General features: G+C 50.4%; 14 protein-coding genes. 4 read left to right on the plus strand and 10 right to left on the minus strand.

The window, feature by feature from the left end; all coding sequences use genetic code 11:
* The first annotated feature begins 467 nt into the window (after positions 1-467).
* Entirely contained in the window at positions 468-1,991 is a 1,524-nt protein-coding gene (locus OOK74_RS00090; protein ID WP_277207617.1) for a YifB family Mg chelatase-like AAA ATPase, read from the plus strand.
* Positions 1,992-2,084: 93 nt separating this feature from the next.
* On the opposite strand, the gene OOK74_RS00095 is transcribed toward OOK74_RS00090, so the two are convergent.
* From OOK74_RS00095 to OOK74_RS00115, 5 genes are all read right to left on the minus strand, one after another.
* Entirely contained in the window at positions 2,085-2,690 is a 606-nt protein-coding gene (locus tag OOK74_RS00095) for a thiol:disulfide interchange protein DsbA/DsbL (protein ID WP_166013979.1), read from the minus strand.
* 45 nt (positions 2,691-2,735) lie between these two features.
* On the minus strand, positions 2,736-3,722 hold the full coding sequence (locus tag OOK74_RS00100; protein WP_278183241.1) for a serine/threonine protein kinase: 987 nt from the start codon (positions 3,720-3,722) through the stop codon (positions 2,736-2,738).
* A gap of 47 nt (positions 3,723-3,769) precedes the next feature.
* Complete coding sequence (gene ccoG, locus OOK74_RS00105) at positions 3,770-5,191, minus strand: cytochrome c oxidase accessory protein CcoG (protein ID WP_278182838.1); 1,422 nt, start codon at positions 5,189-5,191, stop codon at positions 3,770-3,772.
* Between the two features lie 272 nt (positions 5,192-5,463).
* The gene (locus OOK74_RS00110; protein ID WP_166013977.1) at positions 5,464-5,730 is read right to left on the minus strand and encodes a YihD family protein; all 267 of its coding nucleotides are present in this window, start codon (positions 5,728-5,730) and stop codon (positions 5,464-5,466) included.
* Positions 5,731-5,897: 167 nt separating this feature from the next.
* Positions 5,898-6,065: a hypothetical protein gene (locus tag OOK74_RS00115; RefSeq protein WP_274723446.1), complete on the minus strand. Its 168-nt coding sequence runs from the start codon at positions 6,063-6,065 to the stop codon at positions 5,898-5,900.
* 289 nt (positions 6,066-6,354) lie between these two features.
* Here OOK74_RS00115 and trhA point away from each other — a divergent pair, with 289 nt between their 5' ends.
* Positions 6,355-7,005 carry a PAQR family membrane homeostasis protein TrhA gene (trhA, locus tag OOK74_RS00120; protein WP_278182839.1) on the plus strand — a complete coding sequence of 217 codons (651 nt, stop codon included), beginning with the start codon at positions 6,355-6,357 and terminating at the stop codon, positions 7,003-7,005.
* Positions 7,006-7,025: 20 nt separating this feature from the next.
* Here trhA and OOK74_RS00125 read toward each other — a convergent pair whose 3' ends face one another.
* The 5 genes from OOK74_RS00125 to def are packed head-to-tail and all read right to left on the minus strand — an operon-like array spanning position 7,026 to position 12,731.
* Entirely contained in the window at positions 7,026-8,471 is a 1,446-nt protein-coding gene (locus tag OOK74_RS00125) for a TrkH family potassium uptake protein (protein ID WP_278182840.1), read from the minus strand.
* 15 nt (positions 8,472-8,486) lie between these two features.
* Positions 8,487-9,863, minus strand: a complete 1,377-nt coding sequence (trkA, locus tag OOK74_RS00130) for a Trk system potassium transporter TrkA (RefSeq protein WP_166013974.1) — start codon at positions 9,861-9,863, stop codon at positions 8,487-8,489.
* Between the two features lie 58 nt (positions 9,864-9,921).
* Positions 9,922-11,202 (minus strand): 16S rRNA (cytosine(967)-C(5))-methyltransferase RsmB, encoded by a 1,281-nt coding sequence (gene rsmB, locus OOK74_RS00135; RefSeq protein ID WP_274723461.1) that lies wholly within the window; start codon positions 11,200-11,202, stop codon positions 9,922-9,924.
* Between the two features lie 54 nt (positions 11,203-11,256).
* The gene (gene fmt / locus OOK74_RS00140; RefSeq protein ID WP_278182841.1) at positions 11,257-12,204 is read right to left on the minus strand and encodes a methionyl-tRNA formyltransferase; all 948 of its coding nucleotides are present in this window, start codon (positions 12,202-12,204) and stop codon (positions 11,257-11,259) included.
* A gap of 17 nt (positions 12,205-12,221) precedes the next feature.
* Positions 12,222-12,731: a peptide deformylase gene (def, locus tag OOK74_RS00145; protein WP_274723462.1), complete on the minus strand. Its 510-nt coding sequence runs from the start codon at positions 12,729-12,731 to the stop codon at positions 12,222-12,224.
* A 138-nt stretch (positions 12,732-12,869) separates the two neighbouring features.
* Between def and OOK74_RS00150 the strand changes: the two genes are divergently transcribed.
* Positions 12,870-13,991, plus strand: coding sequence for a LysM peptidoglycan-binding domain-containing protein (locus OOK74_RS00150; protein WP_274723450.1), 1,122 nt, complete (start codon positions 12,870-12,872; stop codon positions 13,989-13,991).
* A complete protein-coding gene (dprA, locus tag OOK74_RS00155; protein WP_278182842.1) occupies positions 13,991-15,106 on the plus strand; it encodes a DNA-processing protein DprA in 1,116 nt (371 codons plus the stop codon). The genes OOK74_RS00150 and dprA overlap by 1 nt, the downstream gene beginning before the upstream one ends.

Genomic DNA, 15,106 nt, shown 5'->3' on the forward strand with positions numbered 1-15,106 from the left:
CCAATCGTATAACTTGTTTATTGCTATGTTCATGGTGATCAATTCACTTGCTGTCTATCTGCAACGCTAAGTTGTTTGGGGACACAAGGTCAGAATGTATTTTTTTGTACTGTCTAAATGGTAAAAAACCCCCGGACTTTTCAGTGCGGGGGTTTTTGGATTTGTTTGGTTATCTTTCGTCCACTCGCCCCTGCGTCGTCACCAGAATGACCACGATAATTAGGTTAATTAGAGCGTTAATGCGAGTGTTCAAATTCATAGTCAATTCGTACTTTAGGTTGAACTAATATCTTACCAATCGTTTTCTGTCTCTAGTGTTAACACACATGTTCGTTACATGACAAGCAAAAACTCATTCTTTTTTCACATTATTATTCTATCTCCTCAGGCTATATAACCTGTTCTGCACGGTTTATCGTCACTGTTGCTAGTGGTGCCGGCGGTTTAAATCAACCTAGAGGGATGTCATGGGACTTGCGATTATTCACAGTCGGGCCAGTATTGGTGTGCAGGCTCCTCCGGTCACGGTTGAGGTGCACATCAGTAACGGAATGCCCGGTTTCACATTAGTCGGTCTGCCAGAAACCACCGTTAAAGAATCACGCGATCGGGTGCGCAGCGCGATTATTAATTCCCGCTTTGAGTTTCCAGCCAAAAGAATAACCGTTAATTTAGCGCCGGCGGATCTACCTAAGGAGGGAGGACGATTTGATTTGCCGATCGCGCTGGGCATTTTGGTCGCTTCAGAGCAAATTGCACGAACTAAGCTGGAAGGTTACGAATTTATTGGTGAACTGGCGCTATCGGGGAAGATCCGTCGTGTAAAAGGGGTGTTGCCTGCCGCCTTGGCGGCCAACCAAGTGCAGCGAAGTTTAGTGGTGCCACATGCTAATGGCGATCAAGCGGCGTTGGTTAAGGGTGCAGCGCATAAGTCTGCGCACAGTTTGCTTGAAGTGTGTGCCGATCTGTGTGGTCAAAAAAACTTGTCGCTGTTTCAAAGTGCGCCGAGTGAGCAGCCACCGCCAAGCAGCCGTGATTTACAAGATATTATTGGTCAGCAGCAAGGGAAACGCGCATTAGAAATTGCCGCCGCTGGCAGTCATAATTTGCTGTTTTTAGGTCCTCCCGGCACTGGCAAAACCATGTTGGCGTCTCGTTTGTGTGATTTATTGCCGCCCATGAGTGATCAAGAAGCGATCGAAACCGCCTCAATTGCTTCGCTGACTCAGCAGGAGATTAACCAACACAATTGGAAATTGCGCCCGTTTCGCGCTCCCCATCACTCCAGTTCCATGGCGGCATTGGTTGGTGGCGGTACGATTCCGCGTCCTGGCGAAATATCGTTAGCGCATAACGGGTTATTATTTTTGGACGAAATGCCTGAGTTTGAACGCAAGGTGCTCGATTCGCTGCGTGAGCCATTGGAGTCGGGCGAGATTGTGATTTCTCGTGCGCAAGGTAAAACCCGTTTTCCCGCTCGTTTTCAATTGGTTGGCGCGTTAAACCCCAGCCCAACCGGTTATTATCAAGGCAGCCAAGCGCGGGCTAATCCACAGACGATCTTGCGCTATTTAAGTCGGCTCTCTGGCCCGTTGTTGGATCGGTTTGATATGTCGATTGAGATCCCAGCGCTACCGAAAGGCACTTTAGCTCATGGAGGTGATCGTGGTGAGTCGACCGCGGCGGTGCGTCAGCGTGTGATGGTGGCGCGTGAGCGAATGTTAGATCGTGCTGGCAAGGTAAACGCTTTGCTGCAAAGTCGTGAGATTGATCGTGATTGCCCATTGCTGAAGGCGGATGCTGAGTTTTTGGAGAGTGCCTTGCATCGGCTCGGTTTGTCGATTCGGGCTTATCACCGGATTATTAAGGTGGCACGTACCATCGCTGATTTGCAGGGGGAAAAGCAGATCACGCGGGCTCATTTGGCCGAAGCGCTCGGTTATCGCTCGATGGATCGCTTGCTTAGGCAGCTTAGTGCGCAGAATGTGTAATTTTGGTGTACCCGCTAATGATGAGCATCCAACTTAGCGAGCGCTTGGCTCGCTAAGTTTTTTAGCACAGAACGCTTGGTGTTTTTGCAGCATTTAGTGTTTTTGGGTCAGTAGGTAGTTGACCAGTGCGAAATATTCATCCAGTGAGGCAACGGACTGTCCTTGTACTAAGTAGCGGTTGTTGACCACTACCGCTGGTACACCAGTTAAGCCATTATCTTGGAACAGCTTATCAAAACGACGCACCATAGAATCGACCGCAAAGCCGTTATAAGCCGCATCAAATTTTGCAGCATCGACACCTTGATCTAGGAAAATTTGACGTAGTTCTGATTCATCTTTTGGTGGCTTACGTTGGCTATGGATGCGGTTAAATAGTACTGGCACCATTTGCTCTTCGATATCGAGAGCTAGCATGGTGGCGTAAGCTTTGCTCATCACCTTACCCATGTTACCGCCCATGAAAGAGACATGATTTTTGTGTAATTTAACGCCTTCTGGTAGTTGCTGTTTTAATTGGGCGATGATCGGTTCAAAGCTACTGCAGTGTGGGCAGTAGAATGAAAAAAACTCATTGACCACAGGGGTTGAGGAAACCGGAGTCTTCAGCACTTGGTAATGCTCGCCCGCTTTAAATTGAGTCGCATAGGCTGACACGCTTAACATCAGGGTTGCAACCAGTGCAAACAGCTTTTTCATGACTTTCTCCATTAAATTGATGGTGCTTAAAATAATTGTGCTTGCTTACCACTGCGGTTGCAGTGATAGCGGAGGGGCTTGCAGGGCGACAATCTGCTCTTGGAAAGCGAGAATTTGACTTTCCCAGTATTTGGCATCGTTAAACCAAGGAAAGGCTACCGGAAAGGCCGGATCTTGCCAGCGTTTGGCGAGCCATGCCATATAGTGCACCATGCGTAGACCACGTAGTGGCTCGATTAGTTTCAATTGCTGCGGGTTAAAATCGCAAAACTCTTGATAGCCTTCCAGCAGGATGTCCAATTGCAGTAATTTTTCTTGGCGATCGCCATGCAGCAGCATCCACAAATCCTGTACTGCTGGGCCGCTGCGTGCGTCATCCAGATCGACAAACATTGGGCCATCACGCCACAATATATTGCCGGGGTGACAATCGCCGTGTAGGCGGATGTGTGATTGATTCGCTGGCCAGTGTTGCTGTATCTCATTGATTAACAAGTCGAGTTGCTCAAAAAAGCCACGTTGTAAATGCGCGGGAACGCAGTGACTGTATTCCAGAATATGCCGCGGTTGATAGAGGTACTCATCCAGAGACAGAGTGGGGCGGTGATGAAATGATTTGCTCGCTCCCACCTTGTGAATCCGGCCAAGAAAGCGTCCGACCCACTCTAAATGCTGCTCATTATCCACTTCATATTGGCGTCCACCCATGCTGTTAAATAGGGCAAAACGGTAGCCTTGATGGTGATGTAATGTGGCACCGTTGATCTCTAGTGGGGGGACAACGGGGATCTCTTGCTGTTGTAGCTCCAGTGCGAAATCGTGCTCTTCATGGATCTGTTGATCGCTCCAGCGTTGTGGTCGATAAAATTTGACCACCAAGCGGCGTCGCTGTTCATCGCTAAACTGGTAGACGCGGTTTTCGTAACTGTTGAGTGGTAAAAAACCAGATTCTGCACGAATACCGATACTTTCTAGCGCGAACCAGATCAGATCGGGCGTTAAAGCATTAAAGTGAAAAGTAGCTTGGGTCATCAAATCATCAGAACTCATTACTGAGCCCTTTACCATGCGGGTGATTGTCAGAGCGGCTGAATAAACCGGCTCTCGACTTCAAGGGTAAATGGGTGGCTTATATCGTGCAGTATAAACTGAATTGTGGTTACCGCAGAGCTGATATTTTCTGGTTCGACCCCAAGGGCCATCGGCAGATTGATCATCTCACCCGGCTGCACCACCACAGTTTGCTTGCCGTACCATGAGACCTGATCCAGTCCGGTGACGGATAGCTGGTAAGTTTGCACTTGCTGAGTTTTATTGATCACTTTGAGCGTGTAAGTATTTTCAATTTCACCCGAGCTGTTGGTTCTAAACAGTTGGCTGCGATCTCTGAGCACGCTAAGGCCCGCGGGATCGAGATTGACGATTTGCACGAACAATAGACCGAGCATCATGCACAATACGCCAGCGTAGCCGAGTAGTTTGGGGCGCATGATTTTGGTGGGTTTACCGCGCAGCCGATGTTCAGAGGTGTAACTGATCAACTTTGTGGCGTAGCCCATTCGCTGCATCGTATGGTCGCAGGCATCGATGCAAGCACCGCAGTTGATGCACTCATATTGTAGGCCGTTGCGAATATCGATTCCGGTTGGACAGACCTGCACGCACAGCTCACAGTCGACGCAATCACCTAAGCCTTGGGCTTGGCGATCGGTGGTGCGGGTGCGTGGACCGCGTGTTTCGCCACGTGCCGCATCATAGCCGACGATCAAGGTGTCTTTATCAAACATCGCGGATTGAAAGCGTGCATAAGGGCAGATGTGAATGCACATAATTGAGCGCATCCATCCCGCATTGCCATAAGTACAGACGGTAAATAACAATACCCAAAACAGTGGCCAGAACTCGGCATTGAAGGTCAGCACATCGACTGTCAATTGGCGAATCGGTACAAAATAACCGACAAAAGTCAGCCCGGTTAGCAAGGCAATCGCTAACCAAGCGCCATGTTTGATGGTTTTGCGTAGCGCAAGGGATAGGGTGAGGCGGCCGCTGTCTTGCAAACGTCTTTTATTGGCACTGCCTTCGAGTTTTTCTTCAAACCAGAGATAGACAAATGTCCAGACCGTTTGGGGACAGAGATAACCGCACCAAACTCGGCCTAACCAGGTGGTGATAAAAAAGAGAGCGAAGGCGGCGATGATCAGCAGCAGCGCGAGTAACGTCAGATCTTGTGGGTAGAGGGTGGTGCCAAACAGATTAAATTGCTGATGCGTGATATCGAGTAAAATCGCCGGCCGATCACCATAAGTGAGCCATGGCAGCAGGCCAAACAGCAGCAGGAGCAAGCCACCAGCATAACGGCGCAGTTGTTGGTAGCGACCGCGACTGTGACGAACATAAATGTGATGATTGGGGTTAACGCGCGCGGGTCTGGAGTGGGGCGCTTTGCGATCCTGCTCTGGCAGCGTGATCGGTTTGACATCGATTTTATCCTGACTCATGGCGTGATCCTTGTTGGCATAAGCACAATATTAACCACCTATTTAAAGCACTAATTTATGGTCTCACACCAACCTAAGGCAATCGCGAGTTGGCGATTAAGTATAGTGTTAATCTGCAGATCTTGGTGGCCGAGACTCATTGTGTCATCAGCACTGTTCGCCCCTACGGTGACTGAGTTAACCCAGTGTAAAAAAAGCGGCTGACGCCGCTGGATAGATATTTTGAATGGTGTGACACAGGTTTAAGCGGCCAAACACCGCAGGATCATTGGCTATTGAATGATACCGCGCGCCCGGAGAATCGCGGTTTTGAAATCATCCTGATAATCTTTTTTTAGCCCTGGGATCGCTTCATCTTTGGCGCTATTGCGCATTTTTAGATGGTAGATCAGTACATCATCGGTCAAATCTTGCAGATCGCCTTGATAGCCTGCTTCTTGCGCCAGTTTGAGCAGAAATTGGATCAGATTGAGCTCAGAATCTTTGTGCCATTCAGGCTCCAGTAGTTGCAGTAGTTCTTCTACGCGATGGCATTGCATGACTTTCTCCACAGTTATTATAGTGATTTGTGACTAAAGGTAGCAAAAGCGCTCGGCAATACCAATTGATCGGTAAAAAAAAGTGAATCGTTAAAAACATCAGTGCCAAAAGCGTCTTGCACGCCAAGAGCGCGTATAAAAAAGCGCAGCTAAACTGCGCTTTTCGCTTAAGCCGCCTGACCGATTTTGGTTTCAGGAAAGGTGGTTAACACTTTTCTTTCAACCAAGGTGGGTGCGGTGGCTGTTTTTTTGCCAACCGGAGCCATGGCAAAGCCACTACGGCGACGCATTGCACTACGATTGGTATTTGAAAACCTGACGGTTGTTGGGCGCATAACATAACCTAACTGTCAGGCATATCCATTGCCGAGAGTAAACCCTGAATCATTACTCGTCGCACTTGAGTGATGAACATCATTGGGCACGACTGCTTTTGGCGCTGGCCGATCCGAATCATGAATCAGGAATAGCGATATGTGTTCATATCGCATACAGAATAGCACTTGCAGTTTGAATGGTCGATAGTTGACCAGCTTAGTAATGAGCATAATGATTAATTTTAGCTAACGCGTGTAAGCTCAATGTGCAATACTAGCGGCCAATGGTATGATTGAGTGAAATGAAATGTTGAATCGTTATCCGTTCAGAGAGGAGATCGCCAACGCGATCAGTCACGGACTTGGGCTGATTTTGGGGATCGTCGGTTTAGTGTTATTGCTGGTAAAAGCCAACGCCCAGCACGCAGATAGTTTGACTATCGCCAGTCTGAGTGTTTACGGCAGCAGCATGATCGTGCTGTTTTTAGCGTCGACTCTGTATCACGCCATCCCTTATCAACGGGCAAAACGCTGGTTAAAAACCTTTGATCACTGTGCGATTTATTTATTGATTGCCGGAAGTTACACCCCATTTTTGTTGGTCAGTTTACGCACTCCGCTGGCGGTGGGATTGATGATTGTCATTTGGTCGCTGGCTTTGATCGGTATCTTAGGCAAAATTGCTTTTATTTATCGCTTTAAAAGATTGTCGTTGCTGACTTATCTCACTATGGGGTGGTTATCCTTGCTGGTGGTGTATCAGTTAGCGATTCACCTTGCTGTCGGCGGATTAACCTTGTTGGCGGCGGGCGGAATCATCTACTCGCTGGGGGTGATTTTTTACGTGGCTAAGCGCATTCCTTACCACCATGCCATTTGGCACGCCTTTGTGCTCGTTGGCTGCACCTGCCATTTTTTAGCGATTTATTGGTACGTCGAGCCGATGGCTGCTGGCTAGTGAGCATGTTCGCATGGTGGCTAGTGACGCCAAAATGCCGGGAAAAATAGCACCAATATGGTCAGGATTTCCAAGCGTCCCATTAGCATTCCCAAACTTAATAGCCACTTGGCGGCATCTGGGAGCGAGGCAAAATTTCCCGTTGGACCAATCACGCTTCCCATGCCGGGGCCGACGTTAGCCACTGCCGTCACAGCGCCAGAAATGCTGGTGATCGAGTCTAATCCCATGGCCGATAACGCCCCCGCTAGCACCACGATAGTAATAAAGTAAGTCAGTGCAAATGCTACCACCGAGCGGATGATCTCTTCGTTGACTGGGCGTTGGTTATAGCGCTGAATAAAGATGCCGGATGGATGGATAAGATTAAGCAGTTGTTTTTTGAGGAGCGCCATCGCGATTTGAAAACGGAACACTTTGATGCCGCCGGACGTTGAGCCCGAGCAGGCACCGGCCATTAATAAAAAAGCAAAAATGGTCGAAGGCAGTGCGCCCCAGGCGGTAAAGTCATCCAACCCAAAGCCGGTGGTGGTCATCACTGAGACGATGTTAAACATCGCGACACGCAGTGCATCGCTTATCTGATAACCGTTTTTTAGCCATAACCAGCTGGCAACCATTAAGCTGGAGATGAGCACCACCCAGAAAAATCCACGCACCTGTTCATCGCTGAGTAGTGAGCGCGGGCTTTTTTTACGCAGAACTTGTACAAACAGCAGAAACGGCAGCCCGCCAAGAAACATAAATAAGGTGCCAACCCAATGTGCACCATGGGAAAAGCGATTCATAGAGCTGTCGCTAGTTGAGTAGCCCCCGGTCGAAAGGGTGGTGAAGGCGTGATTAATCGCCTCAAAGGGGGTCATGCCCGTGGCGAGATAGCTCATAAAACATAAGATGGTCAGCACCAGATAGACCGCCATAATGTTTTTGGCCACCGTTTTGGCGCGTGGGCTGCTTTTATCCGACTTATCGGATGATTCGGTTTGGAATAGCTTCATACCGCCGACGTTGAGCATCGGCAGCACCGCAACCGCCATCACAATAAATCCGACCCCGCCAAGCCATTGCAGTATCGAGCGCCAGAGCAGGATGCTCGGAGGCATAGAATCTAAGCCACTGAGTACCGTTGAACCCGTGGTGGTGAGGCCGGACATGGTTTCAAAATAGGCATCGGTAAAACTGATGTGGTTGATCAACACAAAAGGTAGCGCAGCAAATGCACTGGCGATGGTCCAGACTAAGCTGGTGATCAAAAACATATCGCGCACATTGAGTCGAAAGTGTTGGGTACGGCCAACGCTCAAACAAGCAAATGCCACTACATGGGTAATGATCACCGCTTGGGCAAAATCGAGGAAACCGCCACTGCCGGTCACAAACGCCACCAGTGTCGGTACATACATAAATAGGGCAAGCTTAGACAGCACCAACCCAATAATAAAAGCAATCGGCCGTAAGTTGAGCATAGCGCCAACCTTTATCTATAAGAAGAATGGACTCGGCTGGAATAGGGCTTCCACGTCGGGCACGTATTTTTTATCGACCAAGAACATCACCACATGATCGCCTTGCTCAATGGCGGTGCGATCATGGGCAATCAGCACCTCTTCACCACGTACGATGGCGCCAATCGTGGTGCCGGGGGGCAGTTTGATATCTCCCACTGCGCGTCCGACCACTTTGGAGGTAGTTTCATCGCCGTGCGCTACCGCTTCAATCGCCTCTGCCGCGCCTCGGCGCAGTGAGGAAACGTTAACAATATCGGCTCGCCGCACGTGAGTCAGTAGCGCGGAAATGGTCGCTTGTTGTGGTGAAATTGCCACATCAATCACCCCGCCTTGTACTAAGTCAACATAGCCGCTGCGCTGGATCAGCACCATGGCTTTTTTAGCGCCCATCCGTTTGGCGAGCATGGCCGACATAATGTTGGTTTCATCTTCATTGGTGAGGGCGATAAACACATCGACTTGATCGATGTTCTCTTCCGACAGCAACTCTTGATCGGCGGCATCACCACAAAACACGATAGTATTAGCGAGCTCTTCCGATAGCTGTTCGGCGCGCTGGTCATTACGTTCAATCAATTTAACACTATAGCTGTGCTCTAGCCGCTTGGCTAAGCTGGCCCCAATGTTACCGCCACCGACAATCATGATCCGTCGATACGGTTTTTCTAGGCGCTGTAATTCACTCATCACCGAGCGAATGTGGTTACTGGCGGCGATGAAAAACACTTCGTCATCGGCTTCGATAATGGTCGAACCTTGCGGGCGAATTGGTCGGCCTTGACGGAAAATAGCGGCAACCCGAGTGTCGATGTGCGGCATGTGATCGCGCAGTGCCGCAAGCGCGTTGCCGACCAGTGGCCCACCATAATAGGCTTTGACCGCCACTAGGCTAACTTTTTCTTCTGCAAAGCTGACCACTTGTAACGCTCCCGGATACTGGATCAAGCGTTCAATATAGCTGGTGACCAGCTGCTCTGGGGCAATCAGGTGGTCGACGGGCACCGCTCCAGATTGAAACAGGGCCTCTTTTTCGGCCAGATATTGCGGTGAACGAATACGCGCAATCCGGTTCGGCGTATTAAACAGAGTGAAGGCGACTTGGCAGGCGGCCATATTGGTTTCATCGGTATTGGTGACGGCAACCAGCATATCCGCATCTTGCGCACCCGCTTCGCGCAGCACATCTGGATGGCTGGCGTGGCCATTGACCACGCGCAAGTCATATTTATCTTGTAGATCACGCAGTCGTTCAGCGCTTTTATCCACTACTGTGATGTCATTGTTTTCACCAACTAAGTTTTCGGCCAGTGTGCCGCCGACTTGTCCGGCGCCAAGAATGATGATTTTCATAACCTGTTCTCTTTGTTTACTCAGCCCAAGACAAGCTGGCTTGCCTTGGATTCGTGCATCACAGTTGTTTTTTCAATACCGCGTAATAGAAGCCATCCATCGCTTGTTCACCGGGCAAAATTTGACGGCCAGGCTGGCTAGGATCGGAATCGATCAGGCTTGCATTGGGAGTGCGTTGCAAGAACGCTTTAACCTGTAAACTGTTCTCTTGTGGCGTAATCGAACAGGTCGCGTACACCAACGTACCACCGGGTTTTAATTGTTGCCACATGGCGTCTAAAATTTCGCGCTGCAGCTCAGCAAGAGCAGTAATATCGTTAGCGCGACGGAGCCATTTGATGTCTGGATGGCGACGAATTACCCCAGTGGCTGAACAAGGGGCATCGAGTAAGATGCGATCAAACTGCTCGCCTTGCCACCAATCTTGCGGATAGCGGGCATCACCACAAATCACTTGTGCCTTAAGTTGTAAGCGTTGCAAGTTGTCTTGTACCCGTTTCAGGCGGGTTTGGTCACAATCAATCGCCACCACTTGGCTATTTGGGGTGCGCTCTAGGATATGTGCCGTTTTACCACCCGGTGCGGCGCAGCAATCTAAAATCAGCTCTCCGGCTTGCGGAGTGAGGTAATTGATGGCCAACTGCGCTGCGGCATCTTGTACTGAAACCCAGCCTGCGGCAAAGCCCGGCAGTTGCTGCACATCACAAGGCGTGTCTAAGCAGAGTGCATCTGCTGCTTGCGAGTGCGGCTGGCTAGCAATACCCGCTTGCTCAAGCAGCGCTTGATACTCAGCACGCGTATGGTGTTGATGGTTGACCCGCAGCCACATCGGCGCTTTGCTGTTATTGGCTTCTACAATTTGTGGCCACTGCTCAGGATAGCTCTCTTTGAGCAGTTTGAGTAACCAACCTGGGTGACCGTAGCGTCCGGCATCATGGCTGGTGGCTTGTGCATCTAAGCGATCTTGATCGCGCTGGTAGTTACGCAGCACGGCGTTAATCAGACCACGTAGGCGCGGGCCTTTGAGATCTTGTGCGCCTTCGACCGTTTCACCGACGGCGGCATGGGCAGGAATGCGCATAAAACTCAATTGGTACAAGCCGACCAAAATCAGGAAGTGAAAGACCCGTTGCTTGCCTTTTAATGGTGTTTCCATCAGCGCTTGGCTGATCGATTCTAAACGGGGCAGTTGGCGTAATACGCCATAGCAGATCTCTTGCAGGAGCGCATGATCGCGTGGCCGAACTTGCTGCTGAGCGATAGGTAAAGCATTGGAGAGTGATTGGCCTAAATCAACCACTTGGTACAGAGCCGACGCGGCGGCGGCGCGGATATTCATCATAAAATCGAAACCAAAAAAATAGGCCCCAGCGCTATCGGCTAGGGCGAACCATTAACTGAGCTGGCTACCGACACTAAACCAGTCGGCGCGCGCATTAAGAATATCGGTCACAGGCAAGGCTTTTTTGCCTGGGATTTGTAGGCTTTCCAGCACCAAAACTTGGTGTCCGGTTGCTATATAAATGCCACTCTTATCCGCTTGCAGGATGGTGCCCGGCGTTTGGCTTACCACTCGATCTTCAACCCGAGCTTGCCAAACTTTGACGCTGTTTTCGGCGACCTCAAAATGGCTCATCGGCCATGGATTAAAGGCGCGGATACAGCGTGCAATGTGCGCAGCATCGTCACTCCAGTTGATGCGTGCCTCTTCTTTACTGAGCTTATGCGCATAATTAGCCTGTGCATCGTCTTGCGCTACCGCGACTGCGGTGCCTTGCGCGATTTGGCTTAAACAGTCGAGCAGTGCCTGTGGGCCGAGTCCAGCTAGCTTGTCATATAGGCTAGCGCTGGTATCGTGCGGCTCAATCGGCAAGCGAGCAATGTTGAGCATCGCACCGGTGTCCAGCCCAACATCCATTTGCATAATGGTCACGCCCGTTTCACTATCACCGGACCAAATCGAGCGTTGGATGGGTGCTGCACCACGCCAGCGTGGCAAAATTGAGCCATGCACGTTAATGCAGCCGAGTTTTGGTGTGTCGAGCACAGCTTTGGGGAGTAACAAACCGTAGGCGACCACGACCATCAGATCGGCATTGAGATCGGCAAGCTGCTGTTTGGCCTCTGGCGATTTAAAGTTTTCTGGCTGATAAACCGGAATGTTGTGCTCAAGTGCCAGGTTTTTAACTGGGCTGGCGGTCAGTTTTTTACCGCGTCCCGCTGGGCGATCCGGTTGGGTATAGACCGCGATGATGTCGTGCTCCGAAGACAACAACGCCGCCAAATGACGGGCGGCGAAATCCGGAGTACCTGCAAACACAATACGGAGTGATTGGCTCAAGTTTACCTCACAGTAAATTATTTTTTCTGGTTGAAGCGTTTGATTTTCTCTAGCTTCTCTTTAATACGGTTACGTTTCAGCGGTGACAGATAATCGACAAACAGTTTACCGGCTAAATGGTCCAGTTCGTGCTGAACACAAATCGCGAGCAGATCGTCTGCGATGAAGCGATAGGGTTGGCCATCTCGGTCTTGGGCTTGCACTGTTACTTGTGCCGCACGTGGCACCAGTGCACGAGCCCCCGGCACCGACAGACATCCCTCTTCAATACCGTCTTCCCCTTGGCTGGCAATGATTTCTGGATTAATCAGCACCATCGGCTGATCGCGCGTTTCAGAAATATCAATCACCACAATTCGTTGATGGATATCGACCTGGGTCGCTGCCAAACCGATGCCTTGCTCGGCATACATGGTTTCCAACATGTCATCGACAATTTGTTGGATGTGCGGCGTGATGGTCGTGACCGGTTTGGCCACGGTACGCAGCCGATCATCAGGGAAGGTTAGTACTTGCAATACAGACATATACACTCGAAATGTTGAACTGTGCCGAAACAGCTTAATGCGTGTTGGTTCAATTCTAGACATTTTATGATCCAAATGACAGCATCCGGACGTGATTTCTCCACCACCCAGTTCTCTTTCGACCAAGGAAGCAAGGTCATGGCACGATTAACCCGCTATATTGCTTGCGCGTTATTACCTTTCACTTTATGCAGTGCACCGGTAATCGCCGAGCCGAAAACTCCACTGACACTCAAACACAATGCGCCGCAAACTTATACTGTGGTCAAAGGCGATACTCTGTGGGATATCTCGGCATTGTATCTAGATAGTCCATGGTTATGGCCGAGGCTTTGGCAGGCTAACCCAGAGATCAATAACCCGCATTTAATCTACCCTGGCGATAAATTGACCCTGTTTTGGCGCGATGGGCAACCGGTGCTGAGTTTAAAGCCGATGGTAAAACTTAGTCCGCAAGTGCGAGTGGTGACAAAGCAAGCGGTACCTACGGTGCAAGAGAGTTTGGTGTTACCTTATCTGCAGTCGGATCGCTTGATGAGTCCCGCGGTTTTGCAAGATAGTGCGCGGGTGATAGGTTCCAGTGATGACCGTAAATATCTGACCAAGCAAGAGCAGTTGTATATCACAGGCGTTCACAGCGAGAAAACGTGGGGAATTTATCGCGAAGTTGCCCAATATCTGCGGCAAGATGAGGTGATGGTGGTGCTGCGTTTGGTGGCGCTAGGTGAGTTGGTGATGACTGACACGCATTTCAGTGGTTTGACGCTGTTCGAGCAGACGCAAGAGATCCTGCGCAATGATATTGCGTTACCAGAAGTTGACCTTGCACAGCGCGCTCTTTCTACCACTTTCTATCCACAACCTGCGCCAGAGGGAAGCCAAGCCCAGATCCTTGGTTCATTAGAAGGCAGTCATTATGCCGGGCAAAACCAAGTGGTGGTGATTGACCAAGGTCGTGATGATGGTTTGGTGCAAGGCAGCATGTTTGAGCTTTATCAGGCCGGAGCAAAAGTCAACACCAAGCAGGCTTGGTTTGCCAGCTCGCAGTCAGCTTCAGAGGTGCAGCTGCCGAATTTAAACATCGGCAGTTTGATGGTGATCCGCCCTTATGCGCGTTTTAGTCTGGCGTTAATTACCCACAGTTTAGCGCCGATCAGTCAGGATATTTTGGCGCTTGCCCCTGAGGCCGCTACACCATCCTCAATCGCGGATCGAGGGGATGTGGCCACACCCATTCCCCCACTTGATGATGCGGGTTAATGAAGGATCACGATTTAGCCACTTGGCTAGCGCTGTGTTTTACCCCCAAGCTGGGGAGCAGAACACTCTCTTATCTATTGGCTACTCAATCGCCAGCTCATCTGTCAACCTTCACGCCTCAGCAATGGTTGGCGCGTGGCCTTAAACCAGAACAGTTAGCCTTTTTAACCACTCGCGCCGCCGCGCAAGCTGAGCAGAGCTTGCAATGGCGTAGCGCTGCCGATCACCGCTACATAGTGACACCACATTGCTCGCACTATCCTCGTTTATTGAAAGAAATTGCAGCGCCGCCTCCGGTGCTGTTTATCGAAGGTCAGCTATCCGCTTTGCACGATCCTGCACTGGCGATTGTCGGTAGCCGTAATGCCAGTATTGACGGACGACAAATTGCGCGCCAGTTTGCGACCGAGCTGGTTCAATCCGGGTTGGTGGTAGTCAGTGGATTAGCGCTCGGGATTGATGGACATGCGCATGATGGCGCTTTGCAAGCCAAGGGGCAAACGGTGGCGGTATTGGGCTCTGGGTTAGCGCAAATCTACCCCAAACAGCATCAAGCTTTGGCGGAGCGAATTATTGCCCAAGGCGCATTGGTTTCCGAGTTTGCACCGCATGCTGCACCGCGGGCCGATCACTTTCCACGCCGCAACCGTATTATTAGTGGTTTGTCACTGGGGGTGGTGGTGGTCGAAGCGGCGGAAAAAAGTGGTTCGCTGATCACCGCCCGTTATGCTGCCGATCAAGGGCGTGAAGTTTTTGTGGTGCCCGGATCAATTTTCAACGCCGCCAGTCAGGGCAGTAATCAACTGATCCGGCAAGGGGCGTGTTTAGTGCAAAGCGTGCAACAGATCCATCAGGAGCTCAAAAATCCACTCTCTTGGTTACTCTCTGAACAAGCATCGCGCCAAGCGACACTTTTTTGTGCCAGCCACAGTGATGAAGAATTGCCATTTCCCGAGCTGTTAGCTAACGTAGGGGTAGAAGCTACACCCATTGATATTCTGGCAAGCCGGACTAAAATCCCGGTGCAGGAAATCATGATGCAGCTCTTGGAGTTAGAACTCCTTGGGCATGTGGTTGCAGTACCTGGTGGCTATATTAGAAAGGGGAGAGGCTAG

The sequence above is a fragment of the Vibrio misgurnus genome (assembly GCF_029635775.1).
In the GTDB taxonomy this organism is placed as follows: domain Bacteria; phylum Pseudomonadota; class Gammaproteobacteria; order Enterobacterales; family Vibrionaceae; genus Vibrio; species Vibrio chanodichtyis.